At 37.4% G+C, this 24,431-nt stretch carries 28 protein-coding genes, 2 pseudogenes and 1 other annotated feature; of the genes and pseudogenes, 18 read left to right on the top strand and 12 right to left on the bottom strand.

The window, feature by feature from the left end:
- Nucleotides 1-39: 39 nt before the first annotated feature.
- Nucleotides 40-594: an ATP phosphoribosyltransferase gene (gene hisG, locus G5W_RS22440; RefSeq protein ID WP_010098206.1), complete on the bottom strand. Its 555-nt coding sequence runs from the start codon at nt 592-594 to the stop codon at nt 40-42.
- 24 nt (nt 595-618) lie between these two features.
- A pseudogene (gene hisZ, locus G5W_RS24720) lies at nt 619-1,808 on the bottom strand (ATP phosphoribosyltransferase regulatory subunit).
- A gap of 113 nt (nt 1,809-1,921) precedes the next feature.
- Between hisZ and G5W_RS0115945 the strand changes: the two are divergent.
- From G5W_RS0115945 to murB, 3 genes and pseudogenes are all read left to right on the top strand, one after another.
- Nucleotides 1,922-2,740, top strand: coding sequence for a histidinol-phosphatase HisJ family protein (locus G5W_RS0115945; RefSeq protein WP_010098203.1), 819 nt, complete (start codon nt 1,922-1,924; stop codon nt 2,738-2,740).
- A gap of 74 nt (nt 2,741-2,814) precedes the next feature.
- A complete protein-coding gene (locus tag G5W_RS0115940; RefSeq protein WP_010098201.1) occupies nt 2,815-3,192 on the top strand; it encodes a YbaN family protein in 378 nt (125 codons plus the stop codon).
- A gap of 195 nt (nt 3,193-3,387) precedes the next feature.
- A pseudogene (gene murB, locus G5W_RS22430) lies at nt 3,388-4,247 on the top strand (UDP-N-acetylmuramate dehydrogenase).
- A gap of 66 nt (nt 4,248-4,313) precedes the next feature.
- Here murB and ehuA read toward each other — a convergent pair.
- The 4 genes from ehuA to ehuB form a co-directional block, all read right to left on the bottom strand.
- The gene (ehuA, locus tag G5W_RS0115930; RefSeq protein ID WP_010098195.1) at nt 4,314-5,132 is read right to left on the bottom strand and encodes an ectoine/hydroxyectoine ABC transporter ATP-binding protein EhuA; all 819 of its coding nucleotides are present in this window, start codon (nt 5,130-5,132) and stop codon (nt 4,314-4,316) included.
- A gap of 74 nt (nt 5,133-5,206) precedes the next feature.
- Nucleotides 5,207-5,902: an ectoine/hydroxyectoine ABC transporter permease subunit EhuD gene (ehuD, locus tag G5W_RS0115925; protein ID WP_010098193.1), complete on the bottom strand. Its 696-nt coding sequence runs from the start codon at nt 5,900-5,902 to the stop codon at nt 5,207-5,209.
- Nucleotides 5,902-6,567, bottom strand: a complete 666-nt coding sequence (locus G5W_RS0115920; protein ID WP_010098191.1) for an amino acid ABC transporter permease — start codon at nt 6,565-6,567, stop codon at nt 5,902-5,904. Before G5W_RS0115920 ends, ehuD begins: the two co-directional genes overlap by 1 nt.
- A gap of 94 nt (nt 6,568-6,661) precedes the next feature.
- Nucleotides 6,662-7,522, bottom strand: coding sequence for an ectoine/hydroxyectoine ABC transporter substrate-binding protein EhuB (ehuB, locus tag G5W_RS0115915; protein WP_010098189.1), 861 nt, complete (start codon nt 7,520-7,522; stop codon nt 6,662-6,664).
- A gap of 411 nt (nt 7,523-7,933) precedes the next feature.
- Between ehuB and ytzI the strand changes: the two genes are divergently transcribed.
- Nucleotides 7,934-8,104: a YtzI protein gene (gene ytzI / locus G5W_RS23400; RefSeq protein ID WP_010098187.1), complete on the top strand. Its 171-nt coding sequence runs from the start codon at nt 7,934-7,936 to the stop codon at nt 8,102-8,104.
- Between the two features lie 262 nt (nt 8,105-8,366).
- On the opposite strand, the gene G5W_RS0115905 is transcribed toward ytzI, so the two are convergent.
- Nucleotides 8,367-9,341 (bottom strand): ring-cleaving dioxygenase, encoded by a 975-nt coding sequence (locus tag G5W_RS0115905; protein WP_010098186.1) that lies wholly within the window; start codon nt 9,339-9,341, stop codon nt 8,367-8,369.
- Between the two features lie 142 nt (nt 9,342-9,483).
- On the opposite strand from G5W_RS0115905, the gene G5W_RS0115900 reads away from it, so the two are divergent.
- From G5W_RS0115900 to G5W_RS0115865, 8 genes are all read left to right on the top strand, one after another.
- Nucleotides 9,484-10,098, top strand: a complete 615-nt coding sequence (locus tag G5W_RS0115900; RefSeq protein WP_010098185.1) for a glycerol-3-phosphate acyltransferase — start codon at nt 9,484-9,486, stop codon at nt 10,096-10,098.
- A 15-nt stretch (nt 10,099-10,113) separates the two neighbouring features.
- Entirely contained in the window at nt 10,114-10,599 is a 486-nt protein-coding gene (locus tag G5W_RS0115895) for a DUF456 domain-containing protein (RefSeq protein WP_010098184.1), read from the top strand.
- 53 nt (nt 10,600-10,652) lie between these two features.
- Nucleotides 10,653-11,180 (top strand): GNAT family N-acetyltransferase, encoded by a 528-nt coding sequence (locus G5W_RS0115890; protein WP_010098183.1) that lies wholly within the window; start codon nt 10,653-10,655, stop codon nt 11,178-11,180.
- 52 nt (nt 11,181-11,232) lie between these two features.
- Nucleotides 11,233-11,460, top strand: a binding site (T-box leader).
- Nucleotides 11,461-11,560: 100 nt separating this feature from the next.
- On the top strand, nt 11,561-13,000 hold the full coding sequence (gene proS / locus G5W_RS0115885) for a proline--tRNA ligase (RefSeq protein WP_010098182.1): 1,440 nt from the start codon (nt 11,561-11,563) through the stop codon (nt 12,998-13,000).
- 192 nt (nt 13,001-13,192) lie between these two features.
- Nucleotides 13,193-14,350 (top strand): M20 family metallopeptidase, encoded by a 1,158-nt coding sequence (locus G5W_RS0115880; RefSeq protein WP_010098180.1) that lies wholly within the window; start codon nt 13,193-13,195, stop codon nt 14,348-14,350.
- Between the two features lie 54 nt (nt 14,351-14,404).
- Complete coding sequence (locus G5W_RS0115875) at nt 14,405-15,181, top strand: ABC transporter substrate-binding protein (protein WP_193372407.1); 777 nt, start codon at nt 14,405-14,407, stop codon at nt 15,179-15,181.
- 31 nt (nt 15,182-15,212) lie between these two features.
- Complete coding sequence (locus G5W_RS0115870; protein ID WP_010098176.1) at nt 15,213-15,872, top strand: amino acid ABC transporter permease; 660 nt, start codon at nt 15,213-15,215, stop codon at nt 15,870-15,872.
- Entirely contained in the window at nt 15,865-16,587 is a 723-nt protein-coding gene (locus tag G5W_RS0115865; RefSeq protein WP_010098174.1) for an amino acid ABC transporter ATP-binding protein, read from the top strand. The genes G5W_RS0115870 and G5W_RS0115865 overlap by 8 nt, the downstream gene beginning before the upstream one ends.
- Nucleotides 16,588-16,637: 50 nt before the next feature.
- Here the strand turns inward: G5W_RS0115865 and G5W_RS0115860 are convergent, their stop codons facing one another.
- Complete coding sequence (locus G5W_RS0115860) at nt 16,638-17,114, bottom strand: glutathione peroxidase (RefSeq protein ID WP_010098172.1); 477 nt, start codon at nt 17,112-17,114, stop codon at nt 16,638-16,640.
- 96 nt (nt 17,115-17,210) lie between these two features.
- Nucleotides 17,211-18,185 carry an oxygen-dependent tRNA uridine(34) hydroxylase TrhO gene (gene trhO, locus G5W_RS0115855; RefSeq protein ID WP_010098170.1) on the bottom strand — a complete coding sequence of 325 codons (975 nt, stop codon included), beginning with the start codon at nt 18,183-18,185 and terminating at the stop codon, nt 17,211-17,213.
- 381 nt (nt 18,186-18,566) lie between these two features.
- Here trhO and cspD point away from each other — a divergent pair, with 381 nt between their 5' ends.
- The 3 genes from cspD (at nt 18,567) to G5W_RS0115840 (ending at nt 19,837) form a co-directional block, all read left to right on the top strand.
- Nucleotides 18,567-18,764, top strand: a complete 198-nt coding sequence (gene cspD, locus G5W_RS0115850; RefSeq protein WP_010098168.1) for a cold-shock protein CspD — start codon at nt 18,567-18,569, stop codon at nt 18,762-18,764.
- A 79-nt stretch (nt 18,765-18,843) separates the two neighbouring features.
- On the top strand, nt 18,844-19,548 hold the full coding sequence (locus G5W_RS0115845; protein ID WP_138919065.1) for a class I SAM-dependent methyltransferase: 705 nt from the start codon (nt 18,844-18,846) through the stop codon (nt 19,546-19,548).
- On the top strand, nt 19,541-19,837 hold the full coding sequence (locus tag G5W_RS0115840) for a hypothetical protein (protein WP_010098166.1): 297 nt from the start codon (nt 19,541-19,543) through the stop codon (nt 19,835-19,837). Before G5W_RS0115845 ends, G5W_RS0115840 begins: the two co-directional genes overlap by 8 nt.
- Here the strand turns inward: G5W_RS0115840 and G5W_RS0115835 are convergent.
- Nucleotides 19,834-20,715 (bottom strand): NAD(P)-dependent oxidoreductase, encoded by an 882-nt coding sequence (locus G5W_RS0115835; protein WP_010098165.1) that lies wholly within the window; start codon nt 20,713-20,715, stop codon nt 19,834-19,836. The two genes, G5W_RS0115840 and G5W_RS0115835, sit on opposite strands and share 4 nt — an antisense overlap.
- A 512-nt stretch (nt 20,716-21,227) precedes the next feature.
- Here G5W_RS0115835 and G5W_RS0115830 point away from each other — a divergent pair.
- Nucleotides 21,228-21,902 carry a TraR/DksA C4-type zinc finger protein gene (locus G5W_RS0115830; protein WP_010098164.1) on the top strand — a complete coding sequence of 225 codons (675 nt, stop codon included), beginning with the start codon at nt 21,228-21,230 and terminating at the stop codon, nt 21,900-21,902.
- A gap of 104 nt (nt 21,903-22,006) precedes the next feature.
- The gene (locus tag G5W_RS0115825; RefSeq protein ID WP_010098163.1) at nt 22,007-22,213 is read left to right on the top strand and encodes a zinc ribbon domain-containing protein; all 207 of its coding nucleotides are present in this window, start codon (nt 22,007-22,009) and stop codon (nt 22,211-22,213) included.
- A 30-nt stretch (nt 22,214-22,243) separates the two neighbouring features.
- Here the strand turns inward: G5W_RS0115825 and G5W_RS21395 are convergent, their stop codons facing one another.
- Nucleotides 22,244-23,350, bottom strand: a complete 1,107-nt coding sequence (locus tag G5W_RS21395) for a S1C family serine protease (RefSeq protein ID WP_010098161.1) — start codon at nt 23,348-23,350, stop codon at nt 22,244-22,246.
- A 47-nt stretch (nt 23,351-23,397) separates the two neighbouring features.
- Nucleotides 23,398-23,544 (bottom strand): hypothetical protein, encoded by a 147-nt coding sequence (locus G5W_RS23830; RefSeq protein ID WP_010098160.1) that lies wholly within the window; start codon nt 23,542-23,544, stop codon nt 23,398-23,400.
- Between the two features lie 200 nt (nt 23,545-23,744).
- Between G5W_RS23830 and G5W_RS0115810 the strand changes: the two genes are divergently transcribed.
- A complete protein-coding gene (locus G5W_RS0115810; protein ID WP_010098159.1) occupies nt 23,745-24,431 on the top strand; it encodes a response regulator transcription factor in 687 nt (228 codons plus the stop codon).

Raw genomic sequence — 24,431 nt, 5'->3', positions numbered from 1 at the left:
AATCTTTCAATTGAAGCTGTTTTCGTAGCATAACTAGCTTTATTTGTAATTTAGTCTAGTAGTGATGTCCTCTAATTCTTCTAATACAATAAGTCCATTTTCTTGTAGGGTTTTGCCGGTTTCCATAATATCGACGATTACGTCTGCCATCCCGATAATAGGTGCTAGTTCTACAGAACCATTTAGTTTTATGGTTTCGGCTTGTATGCCATTTTGCTGAAAAAAAGAATTAGCAATGAATGGGTATTTAGAAGCTACTGTAAGTCTGTTCTTCTGCAGAACGGACTTATTCTTTCCAGCTACGACAAACTTGCATTTGCCTTCCTTCAAATCGAGCATCTCATAAACGTCAGCCTGAGATTCGAGAATATTATCTCTACCGACAATCCCGATATCTGCAGCGCCTTTCTCCACATAGGTTGGTACATCAACTGCTTTAACAAAAATTAGTTGAATTTGGTTAGTGGAATCAAGGAATACTAGTTTTCTACTTTTTTCATGAAAACCATCAAAGTCATAACCAGTCTTGCGTAATAATCGAAGAATGCCAGTTACGGTTCTTCCCTTTGCAAGCGCGAGAATAATTGGTTGCATATTTGTTCCTCCTAATTTGAATCTTCACATCATCCCTTGAAGTAATGGTAATAAATCATTTAATCCCGTAAAGCTGTACCGTTTTTCTTTATCTATAAAGGTGTTACCAGTGCTATTCATAGAAATAGTATAAGAGGTAGTGGGTAACGGCGAATTGTTTATAGTAATCGGATAGTTCAAGTCTCGTAATTGTTTGGACAGTTTTAATGCTTGAGTTCGGCTGCTATCGTCATATTTCAGATAAATAGGCTTAGGAATACTAGGTGAAAAAGGACTGGACTCTAAAAGGGATTCCAAGTCAAAGGCAAATCCTACAGCTGGAGTGGGATTGGTAAATTGCTCAGCTAGATGGTCATATCTTCCACCTAAAAGAATAGGTTTGCCGATTTCTGTAATAAAGCCTTGAAAGATTAATCCAGAATAATAGTCCATATGATTGATTAGCCCTAAATCGATTACGATTTCATCTTCAAAGCCATAGATTTCAAGCATTTCTGTAACTAGTAATAAATGTTTTATTTTTCCTATCATTTCTTCTGATAACGAGATTGATAGTGCCTTATGTAAAACTTCCTGGGGTTTCCCGTAAAGAAAAGGAATCGTCATAATCTTTTTTTGATAGCTGGTTCAATTGTTAGTGTCTTCATGAATTCTTCCAGACCGGCAATGTTTTTTGAATGAATTAGTTGCTTAAATTGCTCTTCCTTTTTAGGGGGGAGCGATAGTATATCTAATATTTCATTCACTACTCCCGCATGACCAAGCTGTATCTTAAAGCCATCAAACCCTAAGTTGGTTAAGCAATCAATCGCTAAGGAAATTACCTCCATATCAGATTCCGCACTGGTACTTCCAAATAACTCTACTCCTGCCTGCATTTTGACATAGCCATAATTTGTTTCAAATGAAGAACGGAATATATCTGTTATGTATGAATATCTCGACTCAGATGTTTGCCCGGTATACGGTATAGCAACAAGTTGAGTTACAGGAATTGTAACGTCAGGTCGTAGAACAAGGACTTTACCATTAGGAGAAATAACTTTTAACATCTCATCTTTTGATATGGTTCCTTGTACGGTTGAATACAGATCATAATTTTCAAAAGTAGGTGTGTTGATTTGGTTAAAACCATATGTTTTAAAACGATTCCTTAGTATTGAAATGAAACTTTCACGAGCAAAAAAATCTATTAATTCGGGTCTATATTTCATGTGTAAGACTCCTTTTTTATGCACTTTATCACTTTAACACTTTATCTAATTAAAGTTATATAGTATTCTATAATCAATTCGGATAATTGTCAATTCTGAGAGGAGAGAAATTTATGTTTGATTATCATATTCATAGTGATTTTTCTGCAGATTGTAAGACACCAATGGAAAGGACTGTCGAGAAGGCCATACAGATAGGTCTGAAGGAAATATGTTTTACGGAGCATATTGATTTTGATTATCCAGATCCGACTATTTCGTTTGATCTGGATTTGGAACAATACAACGCGCAAATTAAGCAAATGCAAGTAAAGTATAGTGACCGAATTGCTATAAAAAAAGGTATTGAGATAGGGATAGAGCCAGGTTATATCGAACGATTTCAAACCATGTTAAAGAACGAACAATTTGATTTTATTTTGTGTTCCATGCATACAACAGAGAGAAAAGACCTTCATTCAGGGAGTTTTTTCCACGGCAAAACGGTGGAGGAGGCCTATGAGCGGTATTATGAGGAATTGTTAACTTGTGTGAAGCAATTTGATAACTTTTCTGTATTAGGTCACTTGGATTTGGTTAAACGGTATAAAAGGGGGGCTATTCATCACTTTCATGAGCTAATAAGTGAAATCTTTAAAGAACTAATTAATAGGGGGAAGGGGATTGAACTAAACACCTCTGGTTTTCGTTATGGATTAGGTACTGGTATGCCGAGTAATGATATTTTGAGATTATACCGATCTCTCGGGGGAGAAATTATCACGATCGGATCTGACTCGCATACAGAGGATACATTGGCATTTGCTTTATATCCCTCACTTGACCTATTAGAATCGTTAGGATTCACTTATATTAATACCTTTCAAGACAATGAGCCTATATTTCATTCCTTAAATGAAGTAAAGCAGATGTCAAAGAATCTTACGAAATAAGCAAGAATTGACGAATAGCGGGATGGTATAATATTTAGGGAAGTACCCAACTAAAATAACAGCTGGTGATGGACATGTATGTGAAGCGATTATTGTTGATTATCGTAGGGTTATTGTCATTAGGACTAGCTATTATCGGGATATTCTTACCACTTATCCCGACAACGCCATTGCTATTACTCGGTGCGGCATGCTTTGTAAGGAGTTCTGATCGGTTATATGATTGGTTAATCACCAATCAACATCTAGGCCCATATATTAAGAATTATCGAGAGGGAAAGGGTATTCCATTGTCTGCAAAGATTATGGGTGTCACGTTTTTATGGTGTTCCATGCTCTTTACTATATTGTTTGTGGTGCCACTTCTAGTAGTGAAGCTTCTTTTAGCAGGAATTGGTGCTTATTTTACATGGTTTATTCTAAAGCAAAAAACACTCGTAAAAGCTTCATAACTAAAAAATGGAATGCATAAGAAAGGCTTGCATATAAATACGATAGTGCGTTTCTTAATAAGTGGCGAGAAAGCGAAAAATAACTTACAATAAGACAGATGGTTAATAATATGGATAAGATTAAAGGAATGATTTGTAGTGACCAATCATCACGTATATGAAGAACTAATCTCCATTACCGCTGAAGAAAATGTAATGGTTAATGAGCCGTTAAGAGACCATACGTATACACGCTTAGGCGGAGCGGCAGACTTACTCGTAACACCAGAAACATATGAGCAAGTAAGACAGATTGTGAAGCTAGCTAATAAAAAAATATTCCGTTTACATTACTAGGGAATGGATCCAATCTTATTGTCAAAGATGGTGGCATTCGCGGAATTGTCATGAATTTAAATAGACTAAATGAAATAAAAACGGATGGTTTGAAGCTGGTTGCACAAAGTGGTGCACGTATTATAGACGTTTCGCGGGAAGCTTTAGCGCAGCGGTTAACAGGATTGGAATTTGCTTGTGGTATACCTGGTTCAGTTGGTGGTGCACTGTATATGAATGCTGGAGCATACGGTGGAGAAATAAAAGATGTACTAGAGAGCACTGTTGTTGTCGATAAAAATGGTGAATTATTGACGTTAAGTGCCGATCAATTAGATTTAGAGTATCGTACAAGTAATATACCTGATAATGGTTATATTGTCTTAGAAGGTACATTTGCCTTGAAAGAAGGCAATTATGATGAAATTAAAGCAGTGATGGATGATTTAACATTCAAAAGAGAGTCCAAGCAACCATTAGAGTATCCTTCTTGTGGTAGTGTATTTAAACGCCCGCCAGGTTATTTTGCTGGTAAATTAATTCAGGATAGCGGTTTACAAGGTACACAAATTGGCGGTGCACAAGTATCGCAGAAACATGCGGGATTTATTGTTAATAAGGACAACGCAACTGCTGATGAATATATCCAGCTAATTCGTCATGTCCAGACGATTGTTAAAGAGAAGTTTGGTGTAACACTTGAACGTGAAGTACGTATTATCGGTGAAGATCTTGAATAATGTAAAATAAAAAAACGAATCTGTGTAGATAGATACACAGATTCGTTTTTGTTTACATGTATAATACTAGTTCCTAAATCGATGTAAGAATTGCTGAAGTCGCTCATTATTCGATTCTTCAAGGACTTCTTTAGGGCTACCTTGTTCAGCAATAACCCCGTTATCTAAAAAGATTACTCGGTCTGCTACATCAAGTGCAAAGTCCATTTCGTGAGTTACAAGTACCATTGCCATGTCACCTTCTTCAGCGATATCACGAATTACTTCAAGTACTTCACCTACCAATTCCGGATCAAGCGCAGAGGTTACCTCATCAAATAGCATGATTTTTGGCCGCATAACAAGTGCCCGGGCCATTGCAACACGCTGTTTCTGACCACCAGAGAGTTGATTCGGATAGCTATCTAGCTTATCGCCAAGCCCAACCTTTTCTAACATCTCAATAGAACGTTTTCGTGCACTTTCCTTATCTTCTTTTTGGACTTGTATCGGTGCTGTCATACAGTTTTGTAGAATCGTCATATGTGGAAAAAGATTAAAATGCTGGAAAACCATCCCGATATCCCCACGTAGTTCTCGTAAATGTTTTTCGTTTGCAGGTACAAGCTTTCCTTTCCTTTCCATATGCCAAAGATTCTTTCCGTCGAAGATAATCTCACCAGCTGTCGGTTGCTCTAATGTCATTAACATACGAATAATCGTCGTTTTACCGGAGCCACTTGGCCCAATTAAAGCAACTTTCTCACCGGGGTAAATGGATAAATTCAAACCTTTAAGTACTTCTACATCCCCATAAGATTTTTGGACATTTTTATATTCAACTATAGGCTTTGTGGTTTGGTATTTCATGTCTGACCTGTTTATTTTATTAATAGCTTCAACCATTATGCAACCGCTCCTTTATTTGTAGTTAAGAAAGTATCAACAAAGATGTCTAGCTCTGGGCGCCTGGTGCTTTTCTAATCTTGAATCGCTGCTTTCTTATCAAAGCGGCGATTCATTTTCTTTTCTAATTTATTGATTAAAATTGCAGAGGGATAACTTAATGCTAAGAAAATAATAGCGACAATCGTATAAGACTCCAACATGCGGAAGTGTTCTGTACCATACGTATCTGCTAATGCTAGTATCCCAACTACACCAATCGTAGATGCAAGCGGAACTTCTTTGAACATAATAATTAAATAGTTTCCTAGCATGGGAATCGTTGGTGGTATCGCCTGAGGTAAAATAATTTTCAACCATTTTTGTCCAGTTGAAAAATTGAGTGCCGTAGAGGCCTCCCACTGACCTTTTTCCACTCCTTCAATACCAGAACGATATACTTCACCAATATACGTACTAAAATGTATGCCAAGCCCTAAAACGGCACTTTCAAATGAAGATAATGACGCGCCAACTCCTGGAACCATTGGCCAAGCATAGTAGATAAAGAATAATTGGATTAATGGTGGAGTGGATCGGATAAACTCCATTATCCAGGTAATGAACCAGTTGATGGGCTTAATGGGTATTCTTCTTAATAATACCCAAACAAAGCCAAATATTAAAGCAAATAAAAAACAAGCAAATGTTAACCCGATTGTAACCCCTATACCTTTTAATATAAAAGGGAAGGCATCAAAGAACATATCCCATTTCCAATTAATATTCATTAACGAGCCACCCCTTTCTTAGAGATTTGCTCACCTTTTCGAGTAAGAAGGATTAGTGGCAAGGCCATAATAAAGTAGAACAATAATAACAATAAATAAACAGTAGGTGCTGCAGATAAATCAGTACTTCTTAAAATATTTCCATGATATAAAATGTCTGTCATTCCTATTAATGAAACGAGCGATGTGGCCTTAAGCATTTGAATTAAATAATTACCGAGTTCTGGTAACATCATCCGTAATGCTTGTGGGAAAATGACCATCCTCATACGTTGGAATGGAGATAAATTAAGTGCAATTGATGCTTCTGTTTGTCCTTTGTCAACAGCTAAAATAGATCCTCGTACGATTTCGGACATATAGGCACCATAGTTTAAAGAAATGGCTAATACACCAGCCATCAGTCGATTATCAATCCCAACATTGAATAGCATTGGAATCGCATAGTAAAGCCAAAATAGTTGCACAATTAACGAGGTACCTCGAAATATTTCCACATAGAAACTAGTTATACCACGTACAACAAGATTATGAGACAAGCGGCATAAGCCCGCAATAATGGCAAATAGATAACCGAATATCGCGGATAATAGGAAGACGGTTATCGTAATGTTGATTCCCTTCATTAATACCGGGAATACATCTATAATTGCATGAATAGTCATCACTCCTCAATCTCAATTAAACTATTTTTCTGTGAAAAAACTCCATAGGGATTACCCCTTAGGTGGGGAACCCTATGGAGTCTAGTTGTCAGTATTACACTTCACCATTACAAACTTTTGCTGTCGTAATGTCATCGGGCACCATATTCATTTGTTCGCTAAACCCATTTTTCTCTAAAAGCTCAGCAACGGTACCATCAGCTTTTAATTCTGCCAAAACCTCATTATATGCTTCTAAAAGTTCCTCATCATCTAGATTGAAGGCTGAGGCTCCATAGCTAGGTACCCCTTCAACATCTGGCTGCTCGAATGTCTCAACAAATTCAAGTTCATCTGTGTTCGCTGATGCAAGTGCGTCCTTAATGGTAAATTCTGTACCTGTTGTAGCATCTGCACGACCAGACTGTACTGCCGCTATAGATGCGGGGATGTCTGGTACCGAGAGTATTTGATCCGGATCCACACCAGAGTTCTTCAGAAAGTCATTTTCTGTTGCCCCTTGCATAACAGCAATAATTACCTCTGGGTTATTCGCAATATCCTCATAGCTTTCCAGTTGAAGCGGATTCCCTTTTTGTACGATTAATCCTTCCCCATACATCATTTCTGGCTCTCCAAAAGCAACGTTTTCACAACGGTCAGGCTTTATCGCCATACCAGCTGTGATAACATCGAATTGACCAGCGTTTAATCCTGAGATAAGCTGACCAAATTCTAGTAACTCTGAATCTACTTCTTCTACACCAAGCTCTTGGAAGACTGCTTTTGCAATATCAACAGCTGCACCCTTCAACTCGCCATTTTCTTCATATGCGTATGGTTTTTCGTTGGCAAACCCAATCGTAACCTTTCCTTCATCTTGTAGCTTGGCCAACTTACTTTCCTCTTCTGATCCACATGCAGCTAGGAAACCAACTGCTAAAAATAGGATAGAAGTAAGTAATAATTTCTTCATGAAAAAATAAGACCTCCTAAATATTGAATACCCTAACGTTAAATGTTAGATGTATTGGTAAAACAATGGATAATTTTGAATTTAATAGAACAACTGCGTGGAGATGAATTTAGTGAATATGTAAAGGGAAAAGGGACATAACATCGTACATAAATAATGGTATCGGTTTAAATAATTCATTTCAAACGTGATATTTTTAGATAATTGGAAATTATTTATGGCTGGGAAGGGTTGAGAGAGAAAGAGCTCATCTATCCTTAAAGATGCTAGTAGATTGTGTTTGATACTCCATAATCCTTACAAATCGACAGAACCAACTAAGAATAGTCATAACTTTATTTTACTTTTCATGCTAAAATAGTAAGCAAAAGCTTTCAATTGCTCTAGGGTTTTATTAAGGGGGGAATGAAAATGATATGGATTGTCGCTATTATATGTATTGTCATTACCGTAATTGTTGTCTTTTTATCTATACTGACATTAGATAAAGGTTATGGATATAAGCATAAGGTGGATCCTCTTCCAACGAGCGTGGAAGGAGAAAAGGGTAGTACGCAAGATTCTGAATCAGATAAAAGCTAATGAATAAAGCGGCTGAGACAAAAACTAATTTTTCTACTAGAAAAGCGAACAATGAACTACTTTAGCTCCGGAAATATGCGGAGACTCCTGCGAGAGGGAAGGCAACGGTGAGACCCCACAGAGCGCTATACGCTCGAGGTGGCTCACCAGCCACCCGCTGAAAGCGAAGTATATTTCCCGGGTTTTAAACCTATCCTAATTGTTCAGATTTTGCTAGTTGGGAAATACTAATGCCCCAGCTCCTTTTATATGCAATACATGATTAATCATTTGTCGTTTGAAGTGGTTTTAAGTTCGCTTCTATTTCAGCTCTTCTATCTTCGAAAAATGGAGGAAGAGCTAATGTTTCACCGAGGTGATCGGGGCTTTCATCAGTTGCAAATCCCGGACCATCTGTGGAAAGTTCAAACAGTATTCGATTAGGTTCTCTAAAATATAACGCTTTAAAGTAATATCTATCCACTATACCTGAGTTTGGTAATCGGGCATCGATTAATCGATCTCTCCAATGTTCTAATTCTTCATCATTTTCAACTCGAAATGCGACATGATGAACACTTCCTCTTCCAGGTCTCTCTCGAGCTAAATCTTTCCTTACTTCCAAATGGATTTCTGCACCATTACCACCTTCACCTGTAGCGAAGACTAATATTTCCTCTTGTCCTTCTATAGTTGATGGGTAGCTTCCAACTTGCTTAAAGGATAATACGTTGGTAAGTACTGCAATAGTTGGCTCAGGGTCAGGAACCGTCAATTTCACAGGCCCAAGTCCAATAATCCCGTGTTCAATGGAAGCATTGCTCTTTATCCATGGTTTTCCACCGGAGACCCCATTATTATGTTCATCTGAAATCAATGTGAGGCGCTGATTTTCTGGGTCTTTAAAGTGGATTACTTTATTGCCATTTTGCCCCGTAACCCCTTCATGTTCTACGTTATATTGATTAAACCTATCTAACCAGTATTCCAAAGCTTCATCATTCGGAACTCTTAAAGAGGTATTGGAAATACTATTATTTCCTGGGTAGGTACGACCAGCATTTGGAATCTCAAAGAAGGTAAGATCTGTTCCTGGATTACCTATTTCATCCGCATAGAATAGGTGATATACTGATGGATCATCTTGATTAATAGATTTTTTTACAAGCCGCATACCAAGTATATCCGTATAGAATTTGTAGTTTTCCTTAGCATTTGCGGTTATGGCAGAAACATGGTGTATTCCTTTTAAATACATATTACGTCGCCTCCTAAAATCGATTATCTCGAATTCGAGATAATTATATTTTATAGTAATATTGTCTGCTAATCAATAAAATCGTATTCAATTATTACGTAATATAATAAAATGAAACTAACAGATATGGGGGAGGGATATCATGTACTTCCTGGTCAGCCTATTATTAGGGTATATGTTTGGTTGTATACATGGTTCTCAATTAGTCGGAAAGTATAAGAAAATCGATATTAAGAAGTCTGGTGTTAAAAATGCAGGAGCTTCCAATACTACCATCCTATTAGGGTGGAAATACGGTATACTTGTTGGAATGATTGATATATTTAAAGGGACACTAGCGGTATTACTAATGTTGTATATCTTGGATGGGAACGGAATTACTGGTGACACACAAATTCTATTTATCTATGTAACAGCATTTGGTGTGATCATTGGTCATAATTACCCAATTACGATGAAATTCAGTGGGGGAAAAGGTACGGCATCATTAGTTGGAATTCTACTTGCCATTGATTGGAAAATTGCTATTATTGGAATTGGTATCTTGTTAATATTTACGTTAACAACTGACTATCTAGTTATTGGTGTATTCATGATGTATATATCTTTCTTAGTAACGACATTTTATTTTTTTGGTTTGGAACCTACAATGATTGTTGTATTATTATCCGTAATTAGTATTTTGAAACATATAGAGAATTATAAACGTATAATCAATAAGGAAGAGAAAAAGCTCTCCAGTATGTTCCAAAAATAGTAGAGGGGTTAGCATATGGTAGATATTTTACTTTGGATTTTAATTGTCGTGATGTTTTTATTAAGTTTTGTAGGTCTCATATACCCAATCATTCCATCGGTTATCGTTATCTGGATTGGTTTTCTCGTGTATCAATTTGGCATTAATGGCGATGAGTTAGGCTTTCTATTCTGGACTATCATGGTAATCTTTACAGTGATATTATTTGTCGCTGATATTTTAGCCAATAGTTACTTTGTAAAGAAATTTGGAGGGAGTAAATGGGGGGAACGTGGTGCAGCTGTTGCGGTAATTGTGGGTTCGTTTGTTATTCCTCCATTTGGAATAATAATCATCCCATTTATTGCGGTCTTCATTATTGAAGTAATGCAGAAAAGAACGATTACAGATGCATTTAAAGCTTCCATTGGTTCCTTACTGGGGTTCCTAGGCGGTACCTTAGCAAAAGTAATTATCCAACTAGTCATGATTATTCTGTTTGTGATTAATATTATTTTTTAATAAAATCTGTAGCTTATATTGCAGCATATTTTCTAGGAGGGGGAGAGTTTCTAATGTTTCGAACGCAACAATTCGATGAATATTACGTACGAATAGCGACAGAAGAAGACTTGGTTAGTGTCTTAGAAATTCTTAAAACAGCAGCAAAATGGGTTCAATCAAAGGGTGTAAATCAGTGGGGGTATTTGCTAAGCGGTGGAGAAGATGACGAAATAAAGGATGACCTGTTAGCAGGTAAGACATACATTATTCAATCAAAAGACGGGGATCCTGTGGCCACATTCAACTTTTCCAATGAGCAAAACGAATGGGATATTGAGATGTGGGGAAAAAGAGAAGACCGTGCCTTTTATATCCATCGTTTAGCAGTAAGTCAAGTGCATCATCATAAGCAGGTAGGAAAAAGATTATTAAAATGGATTGATGAAAATATCGTGTTAGATGAGGGGTATATACGACTAGACTGTGTAGGGAACAATAGCGTATTGAATCTAATCTATCAGGATGCAGGATTTGAACATGTTGGTTACGTAGGAGAAGGAGAAGATAAATTCTCCCTTTATGAAAAATGGCTTGGTTAGAAACTTGACTTTCCTTTCATACGTGATTATATTTAAAGTTACATATCAAATATCGCAAACGTCGAAAAGGATTAGTACGATTTAGTTGTCTATTCAGAGAGGAAATGGTTGGTGTGAATTTCCATAGACATAGATTGGAACCTGCCTTGGAGTTCGCCTTCGGATTGGTTTTTCACCTTGAAGTTGCGCGCGGTCATAGACCGATATCAAAGCTAAGTGTACTACTATACCGATGGTAAGTAGTAAACAAGGGTGGTACCACCAGTCCTCGGTCCCTTTACGGATGGAGGTTTTTTTGTGTTCCTAGAAAAAGGAAGCATAAGAATTAAGAAGTTCTTTAATAATGTTCATTAAAAAATATTATAAAAAGAGGTGCTAACATGGGAAAAAAGAATAAAGATTTCGTAGAGAAAATTACTGCCATGGAAGATGATTTCGCTCAGTGGTATACCGATGTAGTAAAACAAGCTGAGCTAGTGGATTACGGCCAAGTAAGAGGGACAATGATTATCAAGCCATATGGTTATGCTATATGGGAAAATATCAAGGACGAATTAGACCGCATGATTAAAGAAACTGGTCACTCCAATGTTGCTTTCCCATTATTTATTCCAGAAAGCCTACTTCAAAAGGAAAAGGACCATGTTGAAGGATTTGCACCCGAGGTAGCATGGGTAACACATGGTGGGGAGGAAGAGTTGGTGGAACGTATTGCCGTGCGTCCGACATCAGAAGTGTTATTCTGTGACTATTACTCTAAGAACATTCATTCATACCGTGATCTACCGAAGCTTTATAATCAGTGGGGGAATGTAGTTCGTTGGGAAAAAACAACAAGACCATTCCTTCGTTCGTCTGAATTCCATTGGCAAGAAGGACATACAGCACATGCGACAGATGAGGATGCTTCTCAAGAAACAGACCGTATGCTTGATGTATATGCAGATTTAGTTGAAAACTATTTAGCTGTACCGGTTCTACGTGGCCGTAAAACAGATAAAGAAAAATTTGCAGGTGCTAAATATACCCTAACAATTGAGGCATTAATGCATGATGGTAAAGCATTACAATCAGGTACGTCACATCACTTTGGCTCAGGTTTTGCAGAAGCATTCAATATTACTTATCTAGATGAAAATGGAAAGAGCCAATATGTACATCAAACTTCTTGGGGTCTATCGACAAGAATTATGGGTGCTTTAATAATGGTTCATGGTGATAATAGAGGTCTAGTTGTACCACCAAGAATTGCACCAATACAAGCAATGATCGTACCAATTGCTCAACATAAAGAAGGGGTGCTAGATAAAGCATATGCATTACGTGACCAATTAAAATCGATAGTACGTGTAGACATAGACGCTAGCGACAAGATGCCAGGATGGAAGTTTAATGAATATGAAATGAAAGGGATCCCTGTCCGAATTGAGATGGGACCAAAAGATATCGAAAATGAGCAAGTGGTGCTTGTACGCCGTGACACAGGTGAAAAAGAATTTGTTGCATTAAGTGATTTAGAAGGTCGTCTACCTGCTTTATTAGACGAAATTCAGCAAAACCTATATGACAAGGCGCTTGCTCTTCGAAATGAGAAAACATCTATCGCAACCAACATGGATGAATTCAAACATACGCTTGATGAGAAAGGCGGATTCATTAAAGCAATGTGGTGTGGTGATGTTGCATGTGAGGAGAAAATAAAGGAAGAAACAACGGCTACATCCCGCTGTATTCCTTTTGAACAAGAAAATGTCTCTGACACATGTGTTTGTTGTGGAAAAGAAGCAGAAGAAATGGTTTATTGGGCTAAAGCATATTAATAACCAAACCATGAAAGATGAAAGAGCTTAGGGAACTAAGCTCTTTTTGTATTCCTGTTAAGGTTGTGAACAGATATCTAGTTCATAAGGAATATCTATACGAGGAAAAAACGAAAAAACTATTGTGTTTTTTTACAATAGGTGGTATAAATATACACGTAACCTAATAATTATACATAAGGGTGAATAAACATGAAGGAAAAACTAAAGATCGAGTTATCTAGCATTCAACCGGAGTTATGGAAAATTGTCAATCAAATGTTTGAGAATCCAGAGCTAGGTGATCAGGAATTTGAATCTATGAAATTATTAACTAGTTTACTAACCGAACATAGTTTTCAGGTGGAAACAGGAATAGTAGGAAGGGAAACGGCATTTAAAGCGGAGTTTGATAGTGGAAACCCAGGTCCAAAGATTGCCTATTTAGCGGAATATGACGCACTACCTGGTGTAGGGCATGGGTGTGGTCATAATTTAATTGGGACGATGAGTATTGGGGCAGGAATTATACTAAGTAAAATTATTCAACATACTGGCGGAAGTGTGGTTGTACTTGGAACTCCAGCAGAAGAAACGAATGGTGCTAAGGTAGCGATGAGCGAGCAAGGTGTTTTCCAAGATATAGATGTTGCGATGATACTACATCCAAGTGATCAGTCCTATGTAAGTGGCGATTCTTTGGCAATGGACGCAATTCAATTTGCTTACACTGGGAAGGCTTCCCATGCAGCAGCCTCACCAGAAGAGGGAATTAATGCTTTAGACAGTGTGATTCAATTGTTTAATGGAATCAACGCGTTAAGAGAGCATCTACCTTCTGATGTAAGAATCCATGGTGTAATTTCAGAAGGTGGGAAGGCAGCGAATGTTGTTCCAGACTATGCGGTAGGACAGTTTTATATCCGTGCAAAGAAACGAGCTTATTTGGATGAAGTAGTGGAAAAGGTAAAAAACATTGCCAAAGGTGCTGCATGTATGACTAGTGCAACTCTTGACATGTCAAATTATGAGCTTAGTTATGATGAAATGATCACAAACCAGGTTCTGTCTGACGCCTTTACGAAAAATTTACAACAAACTAGTAATCTACCAGTTCTACCAGCAAAACAGTCCTATGGATCGATTGATATGGGCAACGTTAGTCAAATTGTTCCAGCAATTCATCCGTACATTGGTTTAAATAAACCGGGATTAGTTGCTCATACAAGAGATTTTGCAGATCAAACGATAACCAATGATGGTTTGGAAGCATTAAAATCAGGAGTATTGGCATTAGCTTCTACAGGTTATGATATTCTATCTGATAAGCAATTGCTAGAATCCATCCAAACAGAATTTCAGAGAAAGTAATTTTTATGCATAGTTATGTATATTTATTTATCACTATTAATGTTTATTAAGGAGATGATTCATTTGAAGAAATTTATCTTAGGTATATTGGTTTTATTAGTTGCAGGTATTCTTGCAGCGTGTGGAACAGGTGAAGCGAATTCGTCAGAAAAAGTGGATAAAAAGGTGTTAAAAATGGCAACTTCAGCAGATTTTCCTCCATTCGAGTCCTATGATTCGGAAGGGAAATTTATTGGATTTGATGTGGAATTAGCTCAAGCAATTGCAGATGAACTAGGTTATGAGTTGCAAATTGAGGATATGGATTTTGATGGTCTAATTGGTTCGCTTCAAGCGAAACGAGTTGATATGGTCCTTGCTGGAATGAGTGCAACAGAGGAAAGACGTCAAAATGTGGATTTTTCAGCTTCCTATCATAGTTCAGGTGAAATGTTCATCTCGAAACAAGAAGATAAATTTCAAGACCTAGCTAGTCTGGAAGGGAAAATAGTAGGTGTCCAGCTCGGAACGATACAAGAAGAAGGTGCGGATTTATTAGCGGAAGAGTATGGATTTGAAGTGAAAAAAGTAGACAGTGCAAGCATCTTGATTCAAGAGTTAAGCTCAAACCGTATAGATGTTGCTTACATGGATAAAACCGTAGCGACTGGTTATATCAATTCGCAAGGTTTGGTAGGATTTGATGATCCAACCACAAGTTCTCCAGGAATGGCTATCGCATTTCCAAAAGGTAGTGAACTAGTAGATGAAGTAGATGCAATTCTGAAAAAGTTTGAAGAAGATGGGACATTACAAGAGCTAAAAGATAAATGGCTATCAGATTATGAATGATTTGTTCAACTAGAAAGTGAGGTGTGAGGGCATGAATTTGGACTTTAGCCAAATCGTGCCTTCCATTCCTTTTATATTAGAAGGAATAGGGGCAACGTTAAAGTTTGTAAGTGTATCCATCATTTTTGGATTAGTTTTAGGAACAGTCTTAGCACTATGTAAAATAAGTAAACGTAAATGGCTAAAGTGGCCAGCAGATGTATATACGTCGATATTTCGTGGAACACCGTTAATCTTACAGCTGATGATTATTCATTATGCTGTTCCACAATTGTTTTTATATGATATTCCAGTGTTCTTAAGTGCAGTTCTTGCATTCGGTCTTAATTCTGCAGCTTATGTGTCTGAAATTATAAGGGCAGGAATTATGGCTGTTGATAAGGGGCAAGTCGAAGCAGCAGAGGCATTAGGTGTTTCGTATCGCCCAATGATGGTGAATATTATTTTACCACAAGCCTTAAAAAATATTTTGCCAGCATTGATGAACGAATTTATCACCCTAACAAAAGAATCCGCACTGGTATCTACTATCGGATATATGGATTTAATGAGAAGGGCAGAAATTGTCGGAGCGCAATTATATCGTAACTTCGAACCATTGCTCGTTGCAGGAATTATTTACTGGGTGATGATCTTTATTTTAACCAATATAGGTAGTTGGGTAGAACGGAGGATGAGACAGAGTGATTAAAACAATCAATCTTACCAAGACATTCGGGGACAATATGGTATTAAAAAATATTACAACAACTATCAATCGAGGAGAAGTTGTTGCTGTCATTGGTCCGTCTGGTTCAGGAAAATCCACCTTTTTACGCAGTTTAAATCTATTGGAGAGCCCTTCTAATGGATTTATATGGATTGATGATAAGGAAATAACGAATCCTAAAATTAATAAGTCAGAAATAAGAAAGCATATTGGAATGGTTTTTCAACACTTTCATTTATTTCCGCATATGACCGTACTTGAAAATGTGATGTACGCACCGATAAAGGTGAAAAATCAGTCAAAAGCTCAAGCAGAAGAGAGTGCTCAGGAGCTACTAGCAAAGGTAGGTTTAATGGATAAGATTAATGCTTATCCAAACCGATTGTCTGGCGGGCAAAAGCAACGTGTAGCAATTGCAAGAGCACTAGCCATGAAACCTGAAATTATGCTGTTTGATGAACCGACCTCAGCACTTGACCCCGAGATGGTTAAGGAAGTGCTGGATGTTATGAGAGATTTAGCAAAGACAGGAATAACCATGATAGTTGTGACTCATGAGATGAATTTTGCAAAAGAGGTTGCAGATAGAATTCTATTTATGGATGATGGAAGACTAATGGAGGAAGGAAGACCAGAAGCCTTTTTCTCTAAACCAACAACAAAAAGGGCAGAGGAATTCTTATCAAAGGTTTTATAAATAAAAGTCCCCTCTAAGGTTGACCTTTATCCTGGAGGGGATTTGATTGTTTAGCTCAATAATTTTTCAATATCTTTTATCATTTTTTCAGGAGCTGTTTGAGGTGCATAACGTTTTACTACTTTGCCAGTTTGATCTACTAAGAACTTGGTAAAATTCCATTTAATATCCTCACTTAACAACCCTTTTACTTCTTTGGTTAATAATTGGAATAATGGATGGGCGTTCGGCCCCTTTACATCAATTTTGTCAAACATTTGGAAGGAAACCCCATAATTTTTTTGGCAAAAACTTGCGATATCTTCACTAGTTCCGGGTTCCTGATTGGCAAATTGATCACATGGAAATCCAAGCACTTCCAATCCTTTATCCTGATATGTTTCATATATCTTTTGTAAACCATCAAATTGAGGAGCAAATCCACATTTACTTGCAGTATTAACAATCACTAACACTTTACCTTTATAATCACTGAAACTCTTTGTTTCTCCTTGTAGCGTTTCGGCAGATATATCGTAAATACTCAATTCGTAAACCCCTCCTTTTCTATAACCATCATACCAAATAACCCTGATTTATATAAAGTAAGAAGACGGCCAAATTGACTGGCCGTCTTCTATATTTTACGCTTGTTGAGCTATTTTATCTTCATTTGCAATAATAGCAAGTCTATTCTCAATCTCTTCTGGAGAAAGATTATGTTCTTGCACATATAAGTTGCGTGGGTGCACACGGCATTCATGTGTACAACCTCTCATATATTTATGCTCATTTTCTTCTGAGCAGAGAATTTGTTTATTACATTCAGGATTTCCACAATTTACATAGCGTTCACATGGCTCGCCGTCAAAGTAGTCTTTACCAACTACTACATGTTCTTTACTGTTGATATCAACTGCAATACGCTCGTCAAATACGTAACACTTACCATCCCATAGTTCTCCTTGTACTTCTGGGTCCTTACCGTACGTAACAATACCACCATGAAGCTGTGCTACATCTTCAAAGCCTTCCTTGATCATCCAACCAGTAAATTTCTCACAACGGATACCGCCAGTACAGTACATTAAAATCTTTTTACCTTCAATAAGGTGTCTGTTCTTACGTACCCATTCTGGTAAATCACGGAAATTATCAATATCTGGGTTAAGTGCTCCACGGAAATGACCTAATTCGTACTCATAGTCATTTCGTGTATCAAAGATAACCACATCATCACGTTCCATCGCTTCACGCCACTCTTTTGGAGAAAGGAACTCACCTGTTAATTCTTTTGGATCTGGATTCTCTTCTTCATCTAAACGTAATGTTACTAGTTCTTTTCGTGGGCGTACATGCATTTTCTTAAATGCATGACCATCATGTTCGTCTACTTTAAAGACTAAGTCTGCAAAGCGAGGATCATTATGCATCATTTCCATGTACTTATTCGTATTTTCTACTGTACCAGAAACTGTTCCATTGATACCTTCTCTTGCCACTAAGATTCTACCCTTTAGATCATTTCCTTTACAAAATTCCAGATGTTCTTTTGCAAAAGCTTCAGGGTCTTCGATGTCTACATACTTGTAGTACAACAACACTCGATAATCTTCCATTTTTTCATTACCACCTATCATTCATATTTGCAAGATATAAATGTTGGTAGTTGTTATTTACTTTTTATAATCTTGCAAGTGTATAGTTTAACAAGTTTTTGTGAAAAATTCAATAGGGTTTGCAGTTGGCACGTTACAAAAAGGCAACGCTATTGTCGAATTTTAGCCTTATTTAGCTAATAAAGTCGTATAATATGTTGTGCTTGAAAAAATCCACTAAAAATTTATGATTTACTTGCATTTTTTTTTGCAAACGGTTAAAGTTAAAAGTAGCAAAAGGTAATTGAAATTGGTAATACTTTACGATCTCTTATTAGAGTAGGTGTAAAAGTATTAGGTTCAATTGTACTTTGCAAGCTATTCAATAAGGAGGTCATATAAATGACTGGTAAAGTAAAATGGTTTAACGCAGAAAAAGGTTTCGGTTTCATCGAGCGCGAAGACGGAGACGATGTATTCGTACACTTCTCAGCTATTCAATCTGAAGGTTTCAAAACTCTTGAAGAAGGTCAAGAAGTTGAATTTGAAATCGTTGAAGGTAACCGCGGACCACAAGCAGCTAACGTTACTAAACTATAATTAAAACAAACACAAAGGCTTATCTCGGTTGAGATAAGCCTTTTTATACATTTTAGGGAAGTTTTTCATCATAAAACAAATGGTGGTGTATAGTATGAGCTCATTTGATTGGGGAATGAAATCAAAAAAAGAATGGGATAGTCGTGCTGCATTTTGGAACAGTAAAAGTCAGGGGATGTGGGAAACAGGAAGTAGGAAAGATATTATTCCTTTTATACATCAATATCTTGAGGCGGGTTCTAATGTGTTAGATGTGGGCTGTGGTGATGGCTATGGTACAGCCAAATTACATAAACTAGGTCATGATGTAATGGGCATAGATATTTCGGATGAAATGATTACGAATGCAAAAGCAAATGCAGAAAATATTTCCTTCTCTACTGGAGATGTTTGCGCGATTCCAATGGAAGAGTCGTCTTTTGATGGTGTAATGTGTATTAATGTACTAGAATGGGTGGAGATACCAGAACAAGCCCTTCGGGAATTGAAACGAGTATTAAAACCAAATGGTGTGCTCTGTGTGGGGATATTAGGACCAACGGCTGGTCCAAGAGCGAGTGGGTTTCCAAAAGTATATGGGAAACCAACGATATGTAATCATATGATGCCATGGGAGTTTTTCAAGCTATCTAGAGAGCTAGGATTTGAACCAGTTGATGAGTTTGGGGTATATAAAGAGGGTGTGACAGAGAGAAATTATCAAGATTTATCCATTGTATTAAAACAAGCATTAAGTTTTATGTGGGTATTCTTACTCCGAAAAGTTGGTGATGAAGATGAATAAAGAAATGGAAGACTATATCATAGAAAAATATCAAAAAGATGAGAAGTTAATGGTACTAATCTTTGCTCAATGGTGCATTAATCATGAGTTGAATCCGATGGAATTATATCAATTAGCATATCCGTCTCAACCAAATAATCAAGCATTAGAAGAGGCAATAGAATTAACTGTTCCCAAAAATGAGTCTGATGAAATATCTGATGAGACTGTGTTATCTGTACTGCAAATTTTTGGGAACGATGATTTAGCTTTTGTAGTTCAACAAGAGATTGAAAAGCGTAGAAACTAAAAAGATGAACTAAATAGTTTAATCAACGCCTGTGTACCACTGTCAGCTTCGCCTTTTTCAGCTAATTCTTGATAAAGCTTGAGAGAAAGGGATAATCCTGGAGTGGAAAGTCCCATCTCCTCTGCCGATTCAATGGCAAGGGTCATGTCTTTTATAAAGTGTTTTACATAAAATCCTGGTGCAAAGTCACCTGAAATCATTCTAGGCGCAAGCTTCGATAAAGAGAAACTCCCAGCAGCTCCAGTAGTAATACTATCCAAGACACGAGCAGGATCTAATCCAGCCTTCTTAGCATATACAATTGCTTCGCAAACGCCAATCATATTAGAAGCAATAGCAATTTGATTACTTATTTTTGTATGCTGTCCAGCACCTGCAGGCCCTTGTAAAATGATGTTAGTTCCCATTATATCTAGGATAGGCAACACAGCATCAAATGCTTTCTTTTCGCCACCGACCATAATGGCTAAGGTGCCACTTTTAGCGCCTATGTCACCCCCTGATACAGGCGCATCAAGTGCATGGATATTGTTCTCCTTGGCTCTTTGATAAATTTCTTTCGCAAGTGACGGCTTAGAAGTTGTCATATCAATAATATAAGTGCCTGGATTGGCATTTTCAATAATCCCATCTGCCCCAAAATAAACTTCTTCAACATCTTTTGGGTAACCGACTATGGTGATGATAACATCAGTGTGTACAGCAATTTCTGCCACAGTATCGTACCACGTAGCGCCTTGCTGAATAAGTTCATCGGCCTTTGCTTTTGTGCGAGTATATATGGATAGAGGGTAACCTGCATCCATTAAATTTTTGGCCATACTTTTCCCCATTACACCCGTACCAATAAATCCAATTCTTGTTTCCGTTGTTAACATTATGCACACTCCCCTTCATGGTTTTACTATATAATTATTTTTCCATTAATTAAAGGAAAAGAAATCTAGAGGAAATGTGAATTTAGACACGCTTACGACTTGGGGAGAGCTGAAAGTTGCGCGGAATTTCGTTATAGTCACTCCAAAAGCCCAATACTCGCAAGACTTCAGGGAAAGGTTGCGCCAGTAACATCATCTCGCGTGATTTATCGCTATGCTCGAGTGAGTAATTGAAGGGTCCACGCGAGAATTAGGAGAAGTGGAGTAACTTACTAAAAATGTCGCTCGACATACAAGCTGAGTCCCTCAGCTTTAATATGCTAACACAAAACAATTAGTATACTGATTAGTATTTACTCATTATGCACCTTCAATATAATCATTTAAAGGGTAGCATTCCACATATTGTCATGTTTCCAGCCCTAAATTAGAGAATCAATATAATGCTTTTACACATAGTATTATTAGCAACCTTTTTCACGTCATAATCGTATTTAGAAGGAGGCTAATACATGATTACAGGTGAAAAACTGAATCAGTGTAAGCAAGTATTATTGGCTCGACAAAATGAATTAATCGAGCATGTCCAAGACCACTACGGTTTATCCGTTGAATTTATAAAAGAGTCCATGGGTGAACTTTCAAATTATGATAACCATCCTGCAGACCATGGTACCGAACTATATGAAAGACAAAAGGATTTAGCTCTTAATGAGCACACTGAAAAGGAACTAGAAGAAATTAATGAAGCACTTCATGCTATCGAAGAAGGAACGTATGGAATCTGTAGGGAATGTGGTGCGGATATTCCTTTTGAGCGTTTACAAGCAATCCCTACAACAGACCGTTGTATTAATCATGCGGAGCGGGACACGTTTGAACGTAATCGTACGGTGGAGGAAGAAGTCTTCAGTCCAAATATCAATCCAGATGAAGTGACAGATGAAGAACAAGTTGGATATGATGCGGAAGATGCATGGCAAGATGTTAGCCGTTATGGAACATCAGAAACTACTGCGGACTTTTATGGGGATAAGGAGCATTACAACGAAATGTATCCAAATAGTGATGAGAATGTTGGTAGTGTAGAGGACATTGAAAGCTTTGTGGCAGCAGATCAACATGGTAATTTTATTGGTGTCACACCAAATCATAATAAATATGAGGAAGAATTAGAGCAAGATTAGCAAAGGTTGTGCACGTATATATGCGTGCACTCTTTTAATTTGTTGGAACCTTTCTTTTCTGATAAACGTATTTCAGTTATAGGTTAAAAAGGAGTGATTGGTGCTTGAGAGATGCGAAGGGTTGTTTAAAATGTGGGAGTAGAAGGGCTGAACAAAAAGAGGTTGCAATGACAGGAACGGGTCTTTCTAAGATGTTTGATATACAGCATAATCAATTTATTGTCGTCTATTGTAGGGATTGTGGTTACTCTGAATTTTATAATAAACGAAGTTCTTCCGGAAGTAATATTTTAGATATGTTTTTTGGATAGAAAAAAGCAGGGGGTTATATTACCCCTGCTCTATTCATATCTCTCCATTAGCTTTAAATCAATAATTTGTTTTTCTCCGTTACGATAAACCTCTAATTTGACAGTATCACCAACTTGAGTTTCAGAATACATATATTTCCTAAGCTCTAAAGCTGTTGGAGTATCATGTTCATCGATTTTGGTAATGACATCAAATTGCTGAAGCCCAGCTTCATCTGCAGGAGAGCCTGGTTCGACACTTGCGACAACCATACCATGCTCTACCCCTTCAGGTAAGATGATATTGTGACGATATTGCATTGGAACTTGGTTAATGGTTGCCATACTGATTCCAATGAATGGGCGTTGAACTTTTCCGTTCGCTTCTAATTGTTCCATAATTGGCAGTGCCGCATCAATAGGAATAGCAAAACCAATTCCCTCTACTTGTGTACTTGCAATCTTCATGGAGTTGATGCCGATGACCTTGCCACTAGTATCAACTAAAGCTCCTCCACTATTACCTGGATTAATTGCTGCATCGGTTTGTATAACCTCGGTGATCCAGTCAGCTACATTGTCTCCATTTGTATCAACTGACACAGAACGCTCTAAACCACTAATAATTCCTTTTGTTAAAGAGTTTGCAAATTCGATTCCTAAAGGGTTCCCGATGGCAAATACAGTTTCTCCTACTTGTTTATTATCCATTGATCCTAGAGAGGCCACTTTGCTTACCTTTTCTCCATCAATTTGTAATACAGCCAAGTCGGTTAATTCATCTGTCCCTAAAACCTTAGCCTGGACTCTTTCGTCATTAGATAGAACTACTTCGACCTGTTCAGCACCGTTTACAACGTGATGATTTGTCACTACATATGCTTTTCCATCTTCTTTCTTATAGATGATTCCAGACCCGGTTCCTGCTTCTTGACTGTCGGTCCAGATACTTTGTCTTTGAAGATTCGTTACACCAACAACTGCTTCAGAGACTTCCGCTAGATTTGTTGAGGACTCTGTATCTTCTTCGGCCATCGTTGTGATAATTTCAGGTTCTGATTTATCTTCTAATGCATTATGAACACCGTCATTTGAATCATCCCCAAAAGAAATGACGTCATAAGATAATAATGCAATTAAGACAGCAACGGGAATCAACCCACCTAATAGGCCAAACAGGAATGCTCTCCAACCGGAAGTGCTCTTTACTTTTCCTTTTGGTCTGTATCGGATTGTTCAGTTTTAATAGCACCACCGACGGTTTCTTCTGCAGTAGGAGAATTGTTATATTCATTAGAATAAGTACGATCCTCTAAATTTGAATCTAGAGGCTTATCTTCATTATGTTCCATTATGTTCACCCTTTCGCGATGTTAAAGCTGGAGGAAATCTCCTCTTCCATATATGATGATTTACAATTATTATCTTATCCATAAGACTCGGAATAGCTTTGGTATAATTGTGGAATAAATGTGGAAATAAGCATAAGCTATTGTTTCTACCTCAGATTTTTGTGAAAATAGAATCAAAAATAGTTAAAGCGGTGAGGATAATGAGTTATCATATTGGGGTTATTGAGGATGATCCAAACATTCGTAATATCGTTTCCGCCTTTTTAAAAAAAGAAGGATATGAAGTATCGCTAATGGATTCAGCTGAAAAAGGGTTAAATCTCTGGGAATCAAATCCTCCAGATATGTGGATTGTGGATATTATGCTTCCCGGAATGGATGGGTATGAATTTTGTAAGAAGATACGTAATGAAAGTGAAGTTCCTATCATTATTGTTTCTGCTAAAGATGAAGAAATTGATAAAATTTTGGGATTAGAGTTGGGTGGAGATGACTATCTGACAAAGCCATTTAGTCCGAGAGAGCTAATGGCGAGGATAAAACGCATCTTTAAACGTTATCGTCCGGAAGATAACAGGCAAACGATGGAGACAGAAAATTTAACTGTAGATATGCTAACAATTGATAAAGTAAATCGTCGTGTGTTTTGGGGGAATGAGGAAATTGATGTAACGACAAAAGAATTTGATATGCTACTACTTTTTGCCGAGAACGTCAATCGTGCTTTTTCTAGAGAAGAACTGTTAATGCGCGTTTGGGGAGAGGATTACTTTGGAAGTGACCGTGCGGTAGACGATTTGGTAAAGCGAATTCGAAAGAAATTTCAGGAACTCCCTTTAGAAACGGTTTGGGGTTTTGGTTACCGTTTACGGGATAATGAGGAATGA

Origin of the sequence: Ornithinibacillus scapharcae TW25, assembly GCF_000190475.1 — a bacterium.
In the GTDB taxonomy this organism is placed as follows: domain Bacteria; phylum Bacillota; class Bacilli; order Bacillales; family Amphibacillaceae; genus Ornithinibacillus; species Ornithinibacillus scapharcae.
Note: the sequence above shows the minus strand (reverse complement) of the source record. Positions and strands in the feature narration are given on the sequence as shown.